At 68.9% G+C, this 15,769-nt stretch carries 13 protein-coding genes; 7 read left to right on the top strand and 6 right to left on the bottom strand.

The genetic code is table 11. The features are described 5' to 3' along the window. Positions 1 to 7 precede the first annotated feature (7 nt). The 7 genes from SSOG_RS22280 to trxA all read left to right on the top strand — a co-directional run bounded on the left by SSOG_RS22280 (position 8) and on the right by trxA (position 9,778). Positions 8 to 2,344 (top strand): DUF6049 family protein, encoded by a 2,337-nt coding sequence (locus SSOG_RS22280; RefSeq protein ID WP_009716498.1) that lies wholly within the window; start codon positions 8 to 10, stop codon positions 2,342 to 2,344. 48 nt (positions 2,345 to 2,392) lie between these two features. Further along, on the top strand, positions 2,393 to 4,759 hold the full coding sequence (gene murJ / locus SSOG_RS22275) for a murein biosynthesis integral membrane protein MurJ (protein ID WP_009716497.1): 2,367 nt from the start codon (positions 2,393 to 2,395) through the stop codon (positions 4,757 to 4,759). A gap of 110 nt (positions 4,760 to 4,869) precedes the next feature. Further along, positions 4,870 to 6,606: a protein kinase family protein gene (locus SSOG_RS22270; RefSeq protein WP_009716496.1), complete on the top strand. Its 1,737-nt coding sequence runs from the start codon at positions 4,870 to 4,872 to the stop codon at positions 6,604 to 6,606. 37 nt (positions 6,607 to 6,643) lie between these two features. Next, positions 6,644 to 7,333: an RNA polymerase sigma factor SigM gene (gene sigM, locus SSOG_RS22265; RefSeq protein WP_009716495.1), complete on the top strand. Its 690-nt coding sequence runs from the start codon at positions 6,644 to 6,646 to the stop codon at positions 7,331 to 7,333. Beyond that, positions 7,330 to 8,298: a hypothetical protein gene (locus tag SSOG_RS22260; RefSeq protein ID WP_009716494.1), complete on the top strand. Its 969-nt coding sequence runs from the start codon at positions 7,330 to 7,332 to the stop codon at positions 8,296 to 8,298. The genes sigM and SSOG_RS22260 overlap by 4 nt, the downstream gene beginning before the upstream one ends. A 155-nt stretch (positions 8,299 to 8,453) precedes the next feature. Beyond that, positions 8,454 to 9,407 (top strand): thioredoxin-disulfide reductase, encoded by a 954-nt coding sequence (gene trxB / locus SSOG_RS22255; RefSeq protein WP_009716493.1) that lies wholly within the window; start codon positions 8,454 to 8,456, stop codon positions 9,405 to 9,407. A 41-nt stretch (positions 9,408 to 9,448) separates the two neighbouring features. Further along, complete coding sequence (gene trxA / locus SSOG_RS22250) at positions 9,449 to 9,778, top strand: thioredoxin (protein WP_009716492.1); 330 nt, start codon at positions 9,449 to 9,451, stop codon at positions 9,776 to 9,778. A 63-nt stretch (positions 9,779 to 9,841) separates the two neighbouring features. Here the strand turns inward: trxA and SSOG_RS22245 are convergent, their stop codons facing one another. The 6 genes from SSOG_RS22245 to yidC form a co-directional block, all read right to left on the bottom strand. Then, complete coding sequence (locus tag SSOG_RS22245; protein WP_009716491.1) at positions 9,842 to 10,459, bottom strand: GNAT family N-acetyltransferase; 618 nt, start codon at positions 10,457 to 10,459, stop codon at positions 9,842 to 9,844. A gap of 337 nt (positions 10,460 to 10,796) precedes the next feature. Beyond that, entirely contained in the window at positions 10,797 to 11,939 is a 1,143-nt protein-coding gene (locus SSOG_RS22240) for a ParB/RepB/Spo0J family partition protein (RefSeq protein WP_078510366.1), read from the bottom strand. Then, positions 11,936 to 13,027: a ParA family protein gene (locus tag SSOG_RS22235; RefSeq protein WP_009716489.1), complete on the bottom strand. Its 1,092-nt coding sequence runs from the start codon at positions 13,025 to 13,027 to the stop codon at positions 11,936 to 11,938. Before SSOG_RS22235 ends, SSOG_RS22240 begins: the two co-directional genes overlap by 4 nt. A 248-nt stretch (positions 13,028 to 13,275) precedes the next feature. Further along, positions 13,276 to 13,989 carry a 16S rRNA (guanine(527)-N(7))-methyltransferase RsmG gene (rsmG, locus tag SSOG_RS22230; RefSeq protein WP_009716488.1) on the bottom strand — a complete coding sequence of 238 codons (714 nt, stop codon included), beginning with the start codon at positions 13,987 to 13,989 and terminating at the stop codon, positions 13,276 to 13,278. Positions 13,990 to 14,106: 117 nt separating this feature from the next. Next, positions 14,107 to 14,616, bottom strand: coding sequence for a Jag family protein (locus SSOG_RS22225; protein ID WP_009716487.1), 510 nt, complete (start codon positions 14,614 to 14,616; stop codon positions 14,107 to 14,109). 15 nt (positions 14,617 to 14,631) lie between these two features. After that, on the bottom strand, positions 14,632 to 15,768 hold the full coding sequence (yidC, locus tag SSOG_RS22220) for a membrane protein insertase YidC (protein ID WP_009716486.1): 1,137 nt from the start codon (positions 15,766 to 15,768) through the stop codon (positions 14,632 to 14,634). Position 15,769: the final 1 nt, after the last annotated feature.

Below are 15,769 nucleotides of genomic sequence, written 5' to 3'. Positions count from 1 at the left end.
CGAGCGCGTGGCCGATGCGGCAGACCTCCGGGAGACGACGTCCTCTCGCGCCCGTCGATGGCTACGGCGGACCGGGACGCTGCTCGCAGCGGCGCCGGTGCTCGCGGGCGTACTACAGGTCCCGGCGGCTCCCGCTGTCCATGCGGCGGCCAAACCCACCGGCTCACGCTCGGTGGACGTCGACATCACCTCGCTGACGCCCACCGCACCGGCCAAGAGCGACACGCTCACCGTCAGCGGCACCGTCACCAACGACAGCGGTTCGACGGTCTCCGGTGCTCATGTCGGCCTCCGCGTCGGCCCCACCATGGAGGGCCGCAACGCCATCGACAGCGCCGCCCGGCGGACCGGCTACCAGCAGGGCGCCGACGGCACCGAGATCGGCGGCAAGTACACCGAGAAGATCGGCAAGCTGGGGGCGGGGGTCAGCCGGGACTTCACGCTCTCCATACCGGTGAACGAGCTGCACCTCGGGGAGAACGGCGTCTATCAGCTCGGTGTCTCCCTCACCGGTCAGTCCCGGAGCCGCCCCTGGCAGCAGGTGCTGGGCATCGAGCGCACCTTCCTGCCCTGGCAGTCGAGCTCGCCGGCCAAGAAGACCCAGCTCACCTATCTGTGGCCGCTGATCTCCACACCTCATGTGACATCGCGCACCGATGCGGACGAGGACCGGACACCGATCTTCCGGGACGACCGCCTCAAGGCGGAGCTGGCCCCCGGCGGCCGGCTCCAGCAGATGGTCAGCCTGGGGAAGAACCTCCCCATCACCTGGGTGATCGACCCCGATCTGCTCGCCACGGTCGACGCGATGACGCGGGAGTACGAGGTCCAGAACCGGCACGGGGACGGGACGACAACCGGTCGCGGCCAGGCAGTCGCCAAGCGGTGGCTGAACGACCTCCAGAAGGCCGTGGAGGGCCACCAGGTGGTCGCCCTGCCGTTCTCCGACCCCGACATCGCGTCGCTCGCCCACCACGGCAAGAACGTCCCCGGCGCCCTGAGCCACCTCCGGGACGCCACCGAGCTGGCCTCGACGACCGTGCAGACGGTCCTCGGGGTGAAGCCGCGCACCGACTTCGCCTGGCCGGCCGACGGCGCGGTCGACTCCTCGATCGTCGACGTCGCCACCTCCGCGGGCGCCCACAACGTCATCGCCCGGAGCGACAGCCTCCGGGAGACCGGCAACCTCTCGTACACCCCCACCGCGGCCCGGCAGATCGGCGGCGGCAATACGGCGGTGGTCGCGGATGCCCGGCTGTCCACCGCCTTCAACGGCGACATGTCCAAGGCGGACAACTCCACGCTCGCCATCCAGCGGTTCCTCGCCCAGAGCCAGATGATCAACCTCCAGTCCCCGGACAGGCAGCGCAGCATCGTGGTGGCTCCGCAGCGCATCCCCACCACCAGCCAGGCGCAGGCGATGGCGGCCGCCCTGGAAGGTCTGTCCGGGGAGTGGAGCCAGCTGATGAACCTGGGGGAGGCAGCGAAGGCCAAGCCCGACCCGAACGCCACCCAGCGCGTGCCCAGCACCCGCGCGTACCCCGGGTCGCTCCGCCGCCAGGAGCTGCCGACCCAGGCGTTCAAGGACGTCGACACGACCCAGTCCACGCTCAACAGGTTCGAGAAGATCCTCACCGCCAAGTACCGGGTGGTCACCCCCTTCGGCAACGCGATCCGGCGTGAGATGTCCACCTCGTGGCGGGGCGACGCGCGGGGCGCGACCCACTTCCGCGACGGCGTAAAGGGATATCTGAACGGGCTGACCAAGAAGGTGCGCATCATCCCGAAGACGGACATGACGCTGTCCGGGCGGAGCGCGACCATCCCGGTGACCGTGCAGAACAACCTGGTGCAGGGCGTCCGGCTGCGGCTGGTCCTCGAGTCCCAGCAGGGCAACCGCCTGGCGGTCAGCGAACCCCAGGTGGTCAACGTCGAGGGCGGGCACAGCCAGTCCGTGAAGTTCGGAACGACGGCCAACGCCAACGGTCCGGTGTGGGTTTCGGCGCAACTCGTCACCCCGGACGGGCAGCCCTATGGGCTCAAGAGGTCCTTCGAGGTGAATGTCACCGAGATCACATCGACCGTCATCCTCGTGATCGCGGGCGGTGTGCTGCTGCTCGTCCTCGCCGGAATCCGGATCTACCTCCAGCGCAAGCGGACCGCCACCGCGAACGGCGGCGACGAGGACCCGCAGGAGAACGGCGCAGATGAGGCCACGGACGCGGAGAGCGACGGAAGCGACCCCGCCACCGCCCTCGTGCCCGAGCAGCCGAGTGACCCGGCGCCGGACACCGGTTCGCAAAGCGCCGGGGCATCCGGCGCGGGTGAGAAAGTGGACCATTGAGCAATTCCGGGGCCGGTCGGCCGCAGCGGACGATGAGGTGGGGTAGCGATGAACGCGCCGTATGACGGTGAAAGGCGGATTCCACCGCCTTCCCCCCACGCGCCCCAGGAACCGTACGGACAGGAACCGCACCAGAACGATCCGTACCTGGGCGACGGCTCCCAGGCTCCCGCGAGCGACCCGCGCCAGGACTACGGGCAGTACTACGTGCAGCAGGACCCGTACGGGGACGACCCGTACGCGACCGGCAGCTTCACCCCGTACCCCTATCCGACGCAGGACAGGTACGGCCATGACCCGCTGACGGATCCGCTGTACGACCGGTCCGGGCCCCAGCAGGGCGGCTATCAGCAGCAGACGCCGTACCAGCAGCAGCCCGCCGCACCGCAGGGCGCCGACCCGCGGGCGTGGCCGGTGGCGCCCGGCTCCCAGGAGCCGGTGCAGCAGCAGTACGCGACCGAACCGACCGCCACCGGCTACGGCGGCGACCAGGGCGGCTACGGGGCAGGGGAGCAGCCGCAGCAGGACGCCTTCGCGCACCTCTACCGCGACCAGCAGCAGCCCTACGACCCGCGGCGCTCCCAGGGGCAGCCGCAGGGCGCCGCCCAGGGCTATCCGCCGGTGCCCCCGCCGGGCCAGCCGCCGGTGCCCGGGCCCGCGCAGTACGAGTCCGCGCCTCCGTCGGCCGGCGCTCCCACGATGGCCGCGCCGGTGGTGAACGCTCCCGGCGCCCCCGAGAGCGACGAGGAGGCCGAGGCCCCGCCGAAGCGCTCCAGCGGCCGTGCGGCGAGCCTGCTCCAGTCCAGCGCCCTCATGGCCGCCGGCACCCTGGTATCCCGGCTGACCGGCTTCCTCCGGCAGATGGCGATCGTCGCGGCCCTCGGCGCCGCCTCCCTGGGTCAGACCTACGCGGTCGCGTATCAGCTGCCCGCGATGATCTACTTCCTCACCGTCGGTGGTGGTCTGAACTCCGTCTTCGTCCCGCAGCTCGTGCGCGCGATGAAGGAGGACAAGGACGGCGGCGTCGCCTACGCCAACCGTCTGCTCACCCTCGCGATGGTCGCCCTCGGCAGCCTGGTCGCCCTGTCCATGTTCGCGGCCCCGGCACTGATCCGGATGCTCTCGCCGTCCATTGCGGACGATCCGCCCGCCAATGAGGTCGCGGTCGCCTTCGCCCGCTACTGCCTGCCCACCATCTTCTTCATGGGTGTGCACGTCGTGGTCGGCCAAATCCTCAACGCGCGCGGCAAGTTCGGCGCGATGATGTGGACCCCGGTCCTCAACAACATCGTCGTCATCGCCACCTTCGGCCTCTTCATCTGGGTGTTCGGCACCTCCAGCAGCTCCCGGATGGGTGTCACCACCATCACGGACGAGGGCGTCCGGCTGCTCGGCATCGGGACCCTGCTCGGCCTCACCGTCCAGGCCCTGGCCATGTTCCCCTACCTCCGGGCCTCCGGCTTCCGCTTCCGTCCCCGCTTCGACTGGCGGGGCCATGGCCTCGGCAAGGCCGCCAAGCTCGCCAAGTGGACCGTGCTGTTCGTGCTCGCCAACCAGGCGGGCAACATCGTGGTCACCCAGCTCGCCACCGCGGCCGGATCCGACGCCGATGACATGAACGCCCCCGGAGCCAGCTACGTCGGCTACACCAGCGCGCAGCTCATCTGGAACATGCCGCAGGCCATCATCACCGTCTCGGTCATGGCCGCCCTGCTGCCCCGGCTCTCCCGGTCGGCCCACGACGGCGACCCCGGGGCGGTCCGCGACGACATCTCCCAGGGCCTGCGCACCTCCGCCGTCGCCATCGTCCCGCTCGCCTTCGGCTTCGTGGCGCTCGGCGTCCCCCTGTGCACCCTGCTCTTCGGCACCTCGGGCACCGCGACGGCCCAGAACATGGGCTACATCCTGATGGCGTTCGGCCTCGGGCTCATCCCGTTCTCGGTGCAATACGTCGTCCTGCGCGGTTTCTACGCCTACGAGGACACCCGCACCCCCTTCTACAACACGGTGATCGTCGCCGCCGTCAACGCGGCCGCCTCCGCGCTCTGCTATTTCGTTCTCCCGACACGATGGATCGTGGCGGGCATGGCCGCCTCCTACGGCCTGGCGTACGCCGCCGGCGTGGGCGTGGCCTGGAAGCGACTGGGCAACCGGCTGGGCGGCGACCTCGACGGCCGTCGTGTCGTGCGCACCTACACCCGCCTGGTGGGCGCCAGCATTCCCGCCACTCTGCTGAGCGGCGCGGCGGCTTATGCCATCACTCAGGCACTGGGTTCCGGCATGTCCGGTTCCCTAGCCGCATTGGCGGGCGGAGGTCTCGTTCTTATCGCGGTCTTCTACATTGCTGCGAAACGGATGCGCATTGAAGAGCTGACGGCCATGGTCGGTATGGTGCGCGGACGACTCGGACGCTGATCATTGAGCACAACCATCGTCCGCCATCGCGTGTCGTGCATAGCGGCGGACTGTGGGCACAATTGTCTTGGCTCGGAGTAGGCGCAACGGATGGGGAGGCAGGAACGACGGTGGCGGAACGGAGCACGGCTGCCGTCGACGTGGCCGATAGCGACGGCGAGGAGTCGCTGACCGCCGAGGCGGGAAAGGCCACGGCCGACGGGGCGGGGACGCAACAGAAGGCCGGTAAGGAAACAGAGGCCGCGGGCAACCGGGACAAAGGTGCCGCGGCCGACGTAAATCCCCCCGAGCTGCATAGCGGCCACAAGTTGGCCAGACGCTACCGTTTGGAGGAGTGCGTCACCCGACTGGACGGATTCAGCAGTTGGCGTGCGGTGGACGAGAAATTGCGCCGGGCCGTCGGCGTCCACGTCCTGCCCGCCGACCATGCGCGGGCCCGTCCGGTGCTGGCCGCCGCCCGCTCGGCGGCGCTGCTGGGTGACCCTCGCTTCGTCCAGGTACTCGACGCCGTCGAGGAGAACGACCTCGTCTACGTCGTCCATGAATGGCTTCCCGACGCCACCGAGCTGACCACCGTGCTCGCCTCGGGGCCGCTCGAGCCACACGACGCCTATCAACTGGTCAGCCAGGTCTCCCAGGCCATGGCCGCCGCCCACCGCGAAGGCCTGGCCCATCTGCGGCTGAACCCGGGCTCCGTGCTGCGCACGGAATCGGGCCAGTACCGCATCCGTGGCCTCGCCGTCCTGGCCGCCCTGCGCGGCATCAGCTCCGAACACCCGCAGCGCACCGACACCGAGTCCATCGGCGCGCTGCTGTACGCCGCGCTCACCCAGCGCTGGCCGTACGACCAGGACGCCCACGGCCTCTCCGGGCTGCCCAAGGGCGTCGGCCTGATCGCCCCTGACCAGGTCCGCGCGGGAGTCCACCGGGGACTGTCCGAGCTGGCGATGCGCGCGCTGGTCAACGACGGCGCCACCGCCTCCCGTCAGGACCAGCCCTGCACCACCCCGGAGGAGCTGTCCAAGGCGGTCGCGGCCATGCCGCGCATCCGGCCGCCCGAGCCCGCTTTCACGCCCTCCCCGGCGTACCAGCGCACGAATTACCAGCAGGGCTACGGCCAGCCGCCCGCCCATGGCGGCTCGTCACGCACGATCGGCCCCGCCGCGGCCCCCATGCCGCCACCGGCCCCCCTTCAGAGCCGTACCGGCAAGGCCCTCAAGTGGACCGTCTCGGCCCTGCTGATCGCCGCCCTGGGCCTCGGCAGCTGGCAACTCGCGGACACCCTTCTGAAGGAGGAGAACAAGCCGGACCCCGGTAGTTCCACCAGTCAGAAGGACGACGACAAGCCCGGTCAGGTTGCCAGCAAGCCGATCTCGATCCAGGACGCCGCCGAGTTCGCCCCGGACGGCAGCCCGCAGCACTCCGACGAGGCCGCCCTCACCCACGACGGGGAGACGTCGACTGCCTGGCATACCAAGAGCTTCATCGATGGCCCTCAGCTCGCTCCGTACAAGAAGGGCGTCGGGATCGTCTATGACCTCGGCTCGGAGCAGACGTTGAAGGGCGCCTCCATCGGGCTGCACTACGGCGGCTCCTACACCGAGGCCTCGCTGTACGCCACGGACTCTCTCACCCCGTCGGCCTCGGGATCCGATTACGTCAGCTCGTTCAAGAAGCTCGCGTCGTCGGGCCGCGTCACGAGTAAGACCGCCGATCTGAAGGTCAAGAGCTCGGCCAAGACCCGTTACGTCCTCGTCTGGCTCACCGCTCTGCCGTACTCTCCCCCGGAGGAGTACTCCACGCGCCCCTTCAAGCAGGCCATCACTGAAGTGAAGTTCACCGGCTGACCCAGGGCAGCCGGCCGACCGGGGAGGGGGCTCAACGTTGGACGACGCCACCATCGGCGGAGCAAGCGACGGCGAGCTCCTTGCCCAGCACGTGGCCGGCGATCCGCATGCCTTCGGTGAAATCGTGCGACGCCACCGCGACAGACTCTGGGCGGTGGCGCTGCGCACTCTCGGCGACCGGGAGGAGGCCGCCGACGCGGTCCAGGACGCGCTCGTCTCCGCCTACCGCGCCGCGCACACCTTCCGGGGCCAGTCCGCCGTGACGACCTGGCTCCACCGCATCACGGTCAACGCGTGTCTGGACCGGGCGCGCAAGGCCGCCTCCCGTCGCACCTCCCCCGTCGACGACACCGAGCGGCTCGAGCAGCTTCTGGAGCCCCATGAATCGGCCGCCGCGCCCGCCGAGCGCGGCGATCTCCATCGCGAGCTGCTGGGGGCGCTGCGCACCCTTCCGCCCGAGCAGCGCGCGGCCCTGGTGCTGGTCGACATGCAGGGCTATCCCGTGGCGGAGGCCGCCAAGGTCCTGGACGTTCCCACCGGCACCGTGAAAAGCCGCTGTGCGCGGGGACGCGCCCGGCTGCTGCCACTGCTCTCGCATCTCCATCCGAACGGGCGGGGTAGCGTCCCTTCCGGCGGGGGAAGGAACCGGTCGCAGGGGACATCCGTCCCACCAGCGGCAGGACCGACTGACACAGATGCCGTGAAGGGCGGAGGTGGGCGAGCGTGACATCCTCGACGGACACGGACGAGCACCCTGAAGTCGCGGAGATCTCCGCACTCACCGAAGGTCTGCTCTCTCCGTCCCGCACCGTCGATGTGCGCACGCACCTCGCCACCTGCGGGCTGTGTGCCGATGTACAGACGTCCCTGGACGAGATCCGCTCGACGCTGGGCACCCTCCCGGGGCCGGTGCGGATGCCCGACGACATCGCGGGCCGGATCGATGCCGCGCTCGCCGCAGAAGCCCTCCTCGACGCGACGGCTCCTGGCGACCGCGCCTCGGTTTCACGTGAAACCGAGGCCGCTGACCCCGCAGGGCATGTTTCACGTGAAACCGAGCCCGCGGCCACCCCCTCGGCCCCTGCGGCGGAGGGCAAGCCCTCCCCGGCCGTGGACCGGCCCGCAGGGCGTCCACGTGCCGCCACCGGGCCGGGACGCAAGGCCACCCCCCGCAACGGCACAGGAGCCCGTGGAGGCCGCTCCCGGCGCTGGCCCACGGTGCTGCTCGGCAGCGCATGCGCCGCTGCCGTGATCGGCATCGGCTCCCTCTTCTTCCCGAGCGGCTCCGACCACGACAACGGTGGCCCCGGCACCACGGCCCACGCGGACCCCAGCTCCACGGCGAAGTCCACCCTCTCCGAGGGAACCCTCAAGGGCCGGGTGCAGGAAATGCTCGCCGACCAGAAGGCCACCCCGTCGCGCGGTGTCACCACCCAGAACACTCCGGATATGCCGCTGCGCGCGGACGACCCGGTGGTTCCGTCCTGTGTCCAGCGCGGGACCGGCCGGTCCGAGCCCGTTCTCGCCGCCCAGCAGGACACCTACGACGGCAAGACCGCCTACGTCGTCGTGATGCCGCACCGCTCCGACAGTGCGCTCGTCGACGCCTTCGTGGTCGACGCCTCATGCGTCTCCGCCTCCCACGGCTCTCCCGGGAAGCTTCTGGTGACCCGCACGTATCCGCGAGGCTGAGGCACAGCCCACAACCACGGCCCGCCTGGCAGCGCGCGGGAATGCGGGACCCGTAGGATCCGTTGGGTGGGATGGCAGCGGTTCTCCGGAAACCCGGGGAGTGCGCCGCCGTCCAGTCAGGCAGTCGGCAGTCGGCAGAGACAAGGAAGACATCCGTGAGCGACGTCCGCAACGTGATCATCATCGGTTCCGGGCCCGCGGGCTATACGGCCGCGCTCTACACCGCCCGCGCTTCCTTGAAGCCGCTGGTCTTCGAAGGATCCGTGACCGCCGGTGGTGCCCTGATGAACACCACCGAAGTGGAGAACTTCCCCGGCTTCCGCGAGGGCATCATGGGCCCTGACCTCATGGACAACATGCGGGGACAGGCCGAGCGCTTCGGTGCCGAGCTGGTCCCGGACGATGTGGCCGCGGTCGACCTCAGCGAGGACATCAAGACCGTCACCGACTCCGCGGGTACGGTGCACCGCGCGAAGACCGTCATCGTCAGCACTGGCTCCCAGCACCGCAAGCTGGGGCTGGCCCGTGAGGACGAACTTTCGGGCCGTGGCGTCTCCTGGTGTGCCACCTGTGACGGGTTCTTCTTCAAGGACCAGGACATCGCCGTCATCGGCGGCGGTGACACCGCGATGGAGGAAGCGACCTTCCTGTCGCGGTTCGCCAAGTCGGTCACCGTGGTCCACCGCCGGGACACGCTGCGGGCCAGCAAGGCGATGCAGGAGCGTGCCTTCGCCGACCCGAAGATCTCGTTCATCTGGGACAGCGAGGTCACCGAGATCCACGGCGACGGCAAGCTCTCCGGGCTCACGCTGCGCGACGTCAAGAAGGACGAGACCTCCGAGCTGCCGGTCACCGGTCTGTTCATCGCGATCGGCCATGACCCGCGGACCGAGCTGTTCAAGGGCCAGCTGCACCTGGACGACGAGGGCTACCTGAAGGTCGAGTCGCCCTCCACCCGTACGAACATCCCGGGGGTCTTCGCCGCGGGTGATGTCGTGGACCACACCTACCGTCAGGCGATCACCGCCGCCGGTACCGGCTGTGCGGCCGCCCTGGACGCCGAGCGCTTCCTCGCCTCCCTGGGCGACGGCGAGGACGCCACCGTCTGAATCCGCTTCCTTCCCTGCACCAACGATTAAGGAGAAAAGCCATGGCCGGTGCCACGGTCACCGTGACAGACGCCGACTTCGAGGAGACCGTCCTCAAGAGCGACAAGCCGGTACTCGTCGACTTCTGGGCCGCGTGGTGCGGTCCGTGCCGTCAGATCGCCCCCTCGCTGGAGGCCATCGCCGCCGAGCACGCCGACAAGATCGTCATCGCGAAGCTCAACATTGACGAGAACCCGGCCACGGCCGCCAAGTACGGCGTGATGTCCATTCCGACGCTCAACGTCTACCAGGGCGGCGAGGTCGCCAAGACCATCGTCGGCGCCAAGCCGAAGGCCGCGATCGAGCGCGATCTGGCCGACTTCATCGGCTGAGCCACCCGCACCGACGAAGGGGCTGCCCGAGAGGGCAGCCCCTTCGCGTTTCACGTGGAACTCTCAGAGCGGCCGAAGCGCCGGCTCCTTCTGGACCGCACCGAGCAGCCGGTCCAGTGCCAGCTCGACGTCCTCCTTCCAGGAGATCGTCGTCCTCAGCTCGAGCCGCAGCCGGGGATACCGCGGATGCGGCCGCACGGTCTTGAAGCCCACCGCCAGAAGGTGATCAGCGGGCAGCACACATGCCGGTTCCTTCCAGGTGGCGTCCCCGAAGGCCTCGATCGCCTTGAAGCCCCGGCGGATCAGATCCTTCGCGACGGTCTGCACCATCACCCGGCCCAGCCCCTGGCCCTGGTATCCCGGCATGAGCCAGGCGGTCATCAGCTGCACGGCATCCGCCGCGACCGGGCTCGTGGGAAAAGCCGTGGAGCGCGGCACATACGCGGGCGGTGCGTAGAGCACGAAGCCCACCGGCACCTCATCGACGTAGACCACCCGGCCGCAGGATCCCCACTCCAGCAGAACGGCCGAGATCCAGGCTTCCTTCTCCAGCTCCGGACGTCCGGCCCTTACCGCAGCCTCGCCGCTGACCGGGTCGAGCTCCCAGAAGACACACGCGCGACAGCGCTTGGGGATGTCCGGGAGGTTGTCCAGCGTGAGCGGTACAAGCCGACGCCCCATGAAGCCAGTCCCTCACTTCCGTGGCCAGCCGCGGCACGAGCGGCTGACAGCGCACTACGCTCCCTGATCAGACTACCGACGAAACCGCCGACAGCGCCCAGGCCCAACCCTGTGGCCACCAGTCCGGTGCGGCTCACCGATCGCATGGCCCTGCCCTCCGCATGAGGTGCCTCCCATGGATCCGCCCTACCTGATCGCATCGTATCCGTGCGGACATTGCACCGATACCGCCCTTGAGCAAAGAGCGGGTCGTGTTCCGATGTCATCGGAACACGACCCGCCCCCCTACGCGCTTTCCCACGGCTTCGGAATGTGGCCGAGCCGTACGGTCAGCGCCTCATTCGTCCTCGTCCGCTTCGTCCTCGGCGGACAGCGGCTGCTCCAGCACCGGTCCTTCCCCCGGGGCCAGGGTGCCGAGAATCCGCTCCAGATCGTCTATCGAGGCGAACTCGACGACGATCTTTCCCTTCTTCTGACCGAGGTCGACCTTCACCCGGGTCTCGAACCGGTCCGACAGCCGGGACGCCAGATCCGTGAGCGCGGGGGATACCCGGGCGCCGGCCCGCGGCCCCTTCGCCTTAGGAGCACCGCCCGACCGCGACCCCATCAGGGTGACGATCTCCTCGACCGCGCGCACCGACAGCCCCTCGGCCACGATGCGGTGCGCCAGCCGGTCCTGTTCCTCCCCGTCCTCCACGGAGAGCAGGGCCCGGGCATGGCCCGCGGAGAGCACGCCCGCCGCGACCCTGCGCTGGACGGAGGGAGAGAGCTTCAACAGCCGCAGCGTATTGGAGACCTGGGGACGCGAACGCCCGATGCGGTCCGCCAGCTCGTCATGCGTGCAGTTGAAGTCCTTCAGCAACTGGTCGTACGCCGCGGCCTCTTCGAGCGGATTGAGCTGTGCCCGGTGGAGGTTCTCCAGCAGCGCGTCGAGCAGAAGCTTCTCGTCGTCGGTGGCCCGGACGATGGCGGGGATCTTCTCCAGCCCCGCCTCACGGCAGGCCCGCCAGCGCCGCTCACCCATGATGAGCTCATAGCGCTCCGGTGCCAGCTGCCGCACCACGACCGGCTGGAGAAGGCCGACCTCCTGGATCGAGGTGACCAGCTCGGCCAGGGCGTCCTCGTCGAACACCTCGCGCGGCTGACGGGGGTTGGGCGTGATGAAGTCGAGCGGCAGCTCGGCGAAGTGCGCCCCGGCCACCTCGTCCACCGGTGGCGCCGGTGCGGCCTCGGGCTCCGCCTCCGGCGGGGCGGGCGGCTCGGTTTCACGTGGAACGCTCTGCGTGGACAGAGCTGCCACCTTGGCCGCCGCCACCCCGCGCTCCTGGGTGAGCACCGGGACCGCGCTCGGTGAGGTCGATGCCCCTGAACTGGTGGCCGTCCCCCCGCCCGTCGCGGGTCCGGCGTTGTCGGCCCCCTTCGGCGCGGGAGGGATCAAAGCACCGAGCCCACGGCCCAGTCCTCTGCGTCGCTCACTCACTGAATCCCCTCCTGCATGCTGTGCTGGTCGTGCTGGCTGATCTCGGGCATCGGCAGGGCATGAGCGTGCTGACCGTCGTACTGCACGTTGACCCCGCGAAGCGCGATCTCCCGGGCCGCCTCAAGATAGGACAGCGCACCACTCGATGCCGGGTCATAGGTCAGGACCGTCTGCCCATAGCTGGGAGCCTCGGAGATGCGCACCGATCTCGGGATGCTCGTCCGGAGCACCTCGCCGCCGAAGTGGCTACGGACTTCGTCCGCCACCTGGGAAGCCAGCCGGGTCCGGCCGTCATACATCGTGAGGAGAATAGTCGAGACATGGAGCTTGGGGTTGAGATGCCCCCGCACCAGATCGACGTTGCGCAGGAGTTGCCCGAGCCCCTCCAGGGCGTAGTACTCGCACTGGATCGGGATCAGCACTTCCGCCCCGGCAACCAGCGCATTGACCGTCAGCAGCCCGAGCGAGGGCGGACAGTCGATGAGGATGTAGTCCAGTGGCTGCTCATAGGCCTGGATGGCTCGCTCCAGCCGACTCTCCCTCGCCACCAGGGAGACCAACTCGATCTCGGCACCGGCGAGGTCGATCGTGGCCGGGGCACAGAACAGCCCCTCCACGTCCGGCACCGGCTGCACCACATCGGACAGCGGCTTGCTGTCGACCAGAACGTCGTAGATCGAGGGAACTTCAGCGTGGTGGTCGATCCCCAACGCCGTCGAGGCATTGCCCTGCGGGTCGAGGTCGATCACGAGGACACGTCCGCCATGCAGGGCGAGAGACGCCGCCAGATTGACCGTGGTCGTGGTCTTCCCGACCCCGCCCTTCTGGTTGGCGACCACCATCACCCGGGTCTGCTCCGGCCTGGGCAGTCCCTCACCAGCCCGGCCAAGCGCTTCCACCGCCAGTTGAGCGGCACGGCCAATAGGGGTGTCGTCCATCGGGGGCGGAGTTTCACGTGAAACGTCCTCCCCCGCCGATTCGGTACGGGGGCCGGGGACCGGGTCGGTCATCGGCCCCGCGATGTTGGCGTCGGACCGCAAGGATTCACTCTCCTCGACATCAGGCTCGCAATGCACAGAGCCTGCCATGCTTTGGGGGTTGTGAACCAGCGAGGCCCGTCCTCCTGTGGATGAATCCACGTCTTTACGGGGGCGGCGGTCGCGGGGCAGAGCCGCCGCACGACCGCGACTGATGATTCCATGCAGCAGGGAGCGACGTTTCACGTGAAACACGATGCACGGAGAGACCCGTCAATCTGTCGCGACACTCCGGTATGCGTAGTTTAGGCAGCTTGTATGGAGCACCCCGTCGGGCCGGTCGGCCTACGCCGGAGGGCTCAGGGGCGACGCCGTGGCGCCTTACGTGCCGCCTTGGCGCGCTTCGCGGCGAAACGCACACCTCCGGGGCTCTCTCCGACCTCGACCCGCACCACGGTGGACAGCGGATCCACGATGCCCTCGCCGACATGCAGCACCGAGGTGTCCACCACACCGAGCTTGCTCAGCGCCGCCCTGGCGTGCTTCAGCTCCTCCTCGGCCGTGTCGCCCTTCAGCAGGAGCATCTCTCCGTACGGCCGCAGTAGCGGAACTCCCCAGCCCGCCAGCCGGTCCAGCGGGGCCACCGCCCGAGCCGTGACCACATGCACCGGCGGAAGCTTCCCCAGGACCTCCTCGGCGCGGCCGCGCACGACCGTGACATGCTCCAGGCCCAGCAGCTCCACCACTTCCCGCAGGAAGTTCGTACGGCGCAGCAGCGGCTCCAGCAGGGTGATCCGCAGATCCGGGCGGGTCAGCGCAAGCGGAATGCCGGGGAGACCGGCGCCCGAGCCCACATCGCAGACGGTGACGCCCTCGGGCACCACCTCGGAGAGCACGGCACAGTTCAGCAGATGCCGCTCCCACAGCCGCGGCACCTCGCGCGGGCCGATCAGCCCGCGGGTCACGCCCACATCGGCCAGCAGCTCGCCGTACCGAACGGCCTCCGGGAAGCACTCACCGAATACATCCCGAGCCTCCTCGGGCGCCGGGGGGAGCTCCGCTGCTTCCGTCACGGGAACCGTCCTTCCGTACCGACCACTGTGTTGAACGCTGATGCTGATGTAAGGCTGACAAGATTCGGCCCCGCCTGCGCACAGACGGGGCCGGGTAGACCATGAGGCAGCGCCTGGTCAGGCCGGGAGTACGACCACACAGCGCTGGGGCTCCTCGCCCTCGGACTCGCTGTGGAGCCCGGCGGCGGCCACCGCGTCGTGCACCACCTTGCGCTCGAAGGGCGTCATCGCCTTGAGCTTCACCGGCTCGCCGGTGCCCTTCGCCTCTTCCGCGGCCTTGGCGCCCAGCTCGGTCAGCTCGGCACGCTTACGGGCCCGGTATCCGGCGATGTCGAGCATCAGCCGGCTCCGGTCGCCGGTCTCCCGGTGCACCGCGAGCCGGGTCAGCTCCTGAAGGGCCTCCAGCACCTCGCCGTCGCGGCCGACCAGCTTCTGGAGGTCACGGCTGGTCGATTCGCTGATGATCGACACCGCTGCGCGGTCGGCCTCGACGTCCATGTCGATGTCACCGTCGAGGTCCGCGATGTCCAGCAGACCTTCGAGGTAGTCGGCCGCGATCTCCCCTTCCTGTTCGAGGCGGGTCAGGGTGTCGACACCCTCGGCGGCGGGGGTGGTGCCTTCCGTCACGGATGGACTCCTTCGTTACTTCTTGGACGGGTGCTTGGGACGCTGCTGGCCCTTGCGCTGCCCGGACTTCGTGTTCCGGGAGCCGGAGGCCGAGCCGCCGGCCGGCTTGCCGCCCTGCGAGCCCTTCTTCTCCGCCGCGCTCTGCTGCGTCTGCTGGTCGGTCTTGGTCACCTTCGCCGTGGAGTCGGACTGCGCCGACGCCTTGCTGTGGCCGTGGCCGCCCGCGGTGGTGCGCTGCGACTTCGTCTGCCGCTTGGGCTGCTGGCGGTTGGCCCGGGCGGTCTCGGCAGCCTCCTTGGCGGCGACCTCGGCCGGCTCCTCCTTCAGCTTGCCCTTGGCCCGCAGCCGCTCCTGGCGCGCCTGGAAGGCGACGCTGCCCGGGGTCGGGTTACGGCGGATGACGAACATCTGCTGGCCGAGGGTCCAGACGTTGGTGGTCAGCCAGTAGACGAGGACACCGACGGGGAAGTTGATGCCGAAGACGGCGAACATGATCGGGAAGACGTACATCAGCATCTTCTGCTGCTGCATGAACGGCGTCTTCACCGAGAGGTCGACGTTCTTGGTCATCAGCTGGCGCTGGGTGAAGAACTGCGACGCCGACATCAGCACGATCATGGTGATCGTCACGACCCGGACGTCCGTCAGCGAGGCGCCGAGGGACTCGACCTTCGAGGCGGAGTCCATGAACTTCACGGACAGGGGAGCACCGAAGATGTGCGCGTTACGGGCGCTGTCCAGCAGCGACTGGTCGATGACGCCGACCGTCTTGTTGTTCGCGATGTGGTTGAGGACCTGGTAGAGCGCGATGAAGAACGGCGACTGCGCCAGAATCGGGAGACAGCTCGAGAGCGGGTTGGTGCCCGTCTCCTTGTAGAGCTTCATCATCTCTTCGGACTGGCGCTGCTTGTCGCTCTTATAGCGCTCCTGGATCGCCTTCATCTTCGGCTGGAGCGCCTGCATGTTCCGCGTCGCCTTGATCTGCTTCACGAAGAGCGGGATCAGGCAGATACGGATCAGTACCACCAGCGAAACGATGGACAGACCCCACGCCCAGCCACTGTTCCGGTCAAAAATGAGGCTGTAGAACGAGTGGAACTGGACGATGATCCAGGAAACTACGTCATAAAGAGGACCGAGGATCGTGTCCACG

Source organism: Streptomyces himastatinicus ATCC 53653, assembly GCF_000158915.1.
Classification (GTDB): Bacteria; Actinomycetota; Actinomycetes; order Streptomycetales; family Streptomycetaceae; genus Streptomyces; species Streptomyces himastatinicus.
Note: the sequence above shows the minus strand (reverse complement) of the source record. Positions and strands in the feature narration are given on the sequence as shown.

Bases quoted from the DNA above. Each gene is read 5' to 3' on its own strand.
- murJ (WP_009716497.1), top strand. From the start codon at position 2,393: ATGAACGCGCCGTATGACGGTGAAAGGCGGATTCCACCGCCTTCCCCC.
- trxA (WP_009716492.1), top strand. From the start codon at position 9,449: ATGGCCGGTGCCACGGTCACCGTGACAGACGCCGACTTCGAGGAGACC.
- SSOG_RS22245 (WP_009716491.1), bottom strand. From the start codon at position 10,459: ATGGGGCGTCGGCTTGTACCGCTCACGCTGGACAACCTCCCGGACATC.
- SSOG_RS22235 (WP_009716489.1), bottom strand. From the start codon at position 13,027: ATGGCAGGCTCTGTGCATTGCGAGCCTGATGTCGAGGAGAGTGAATCC.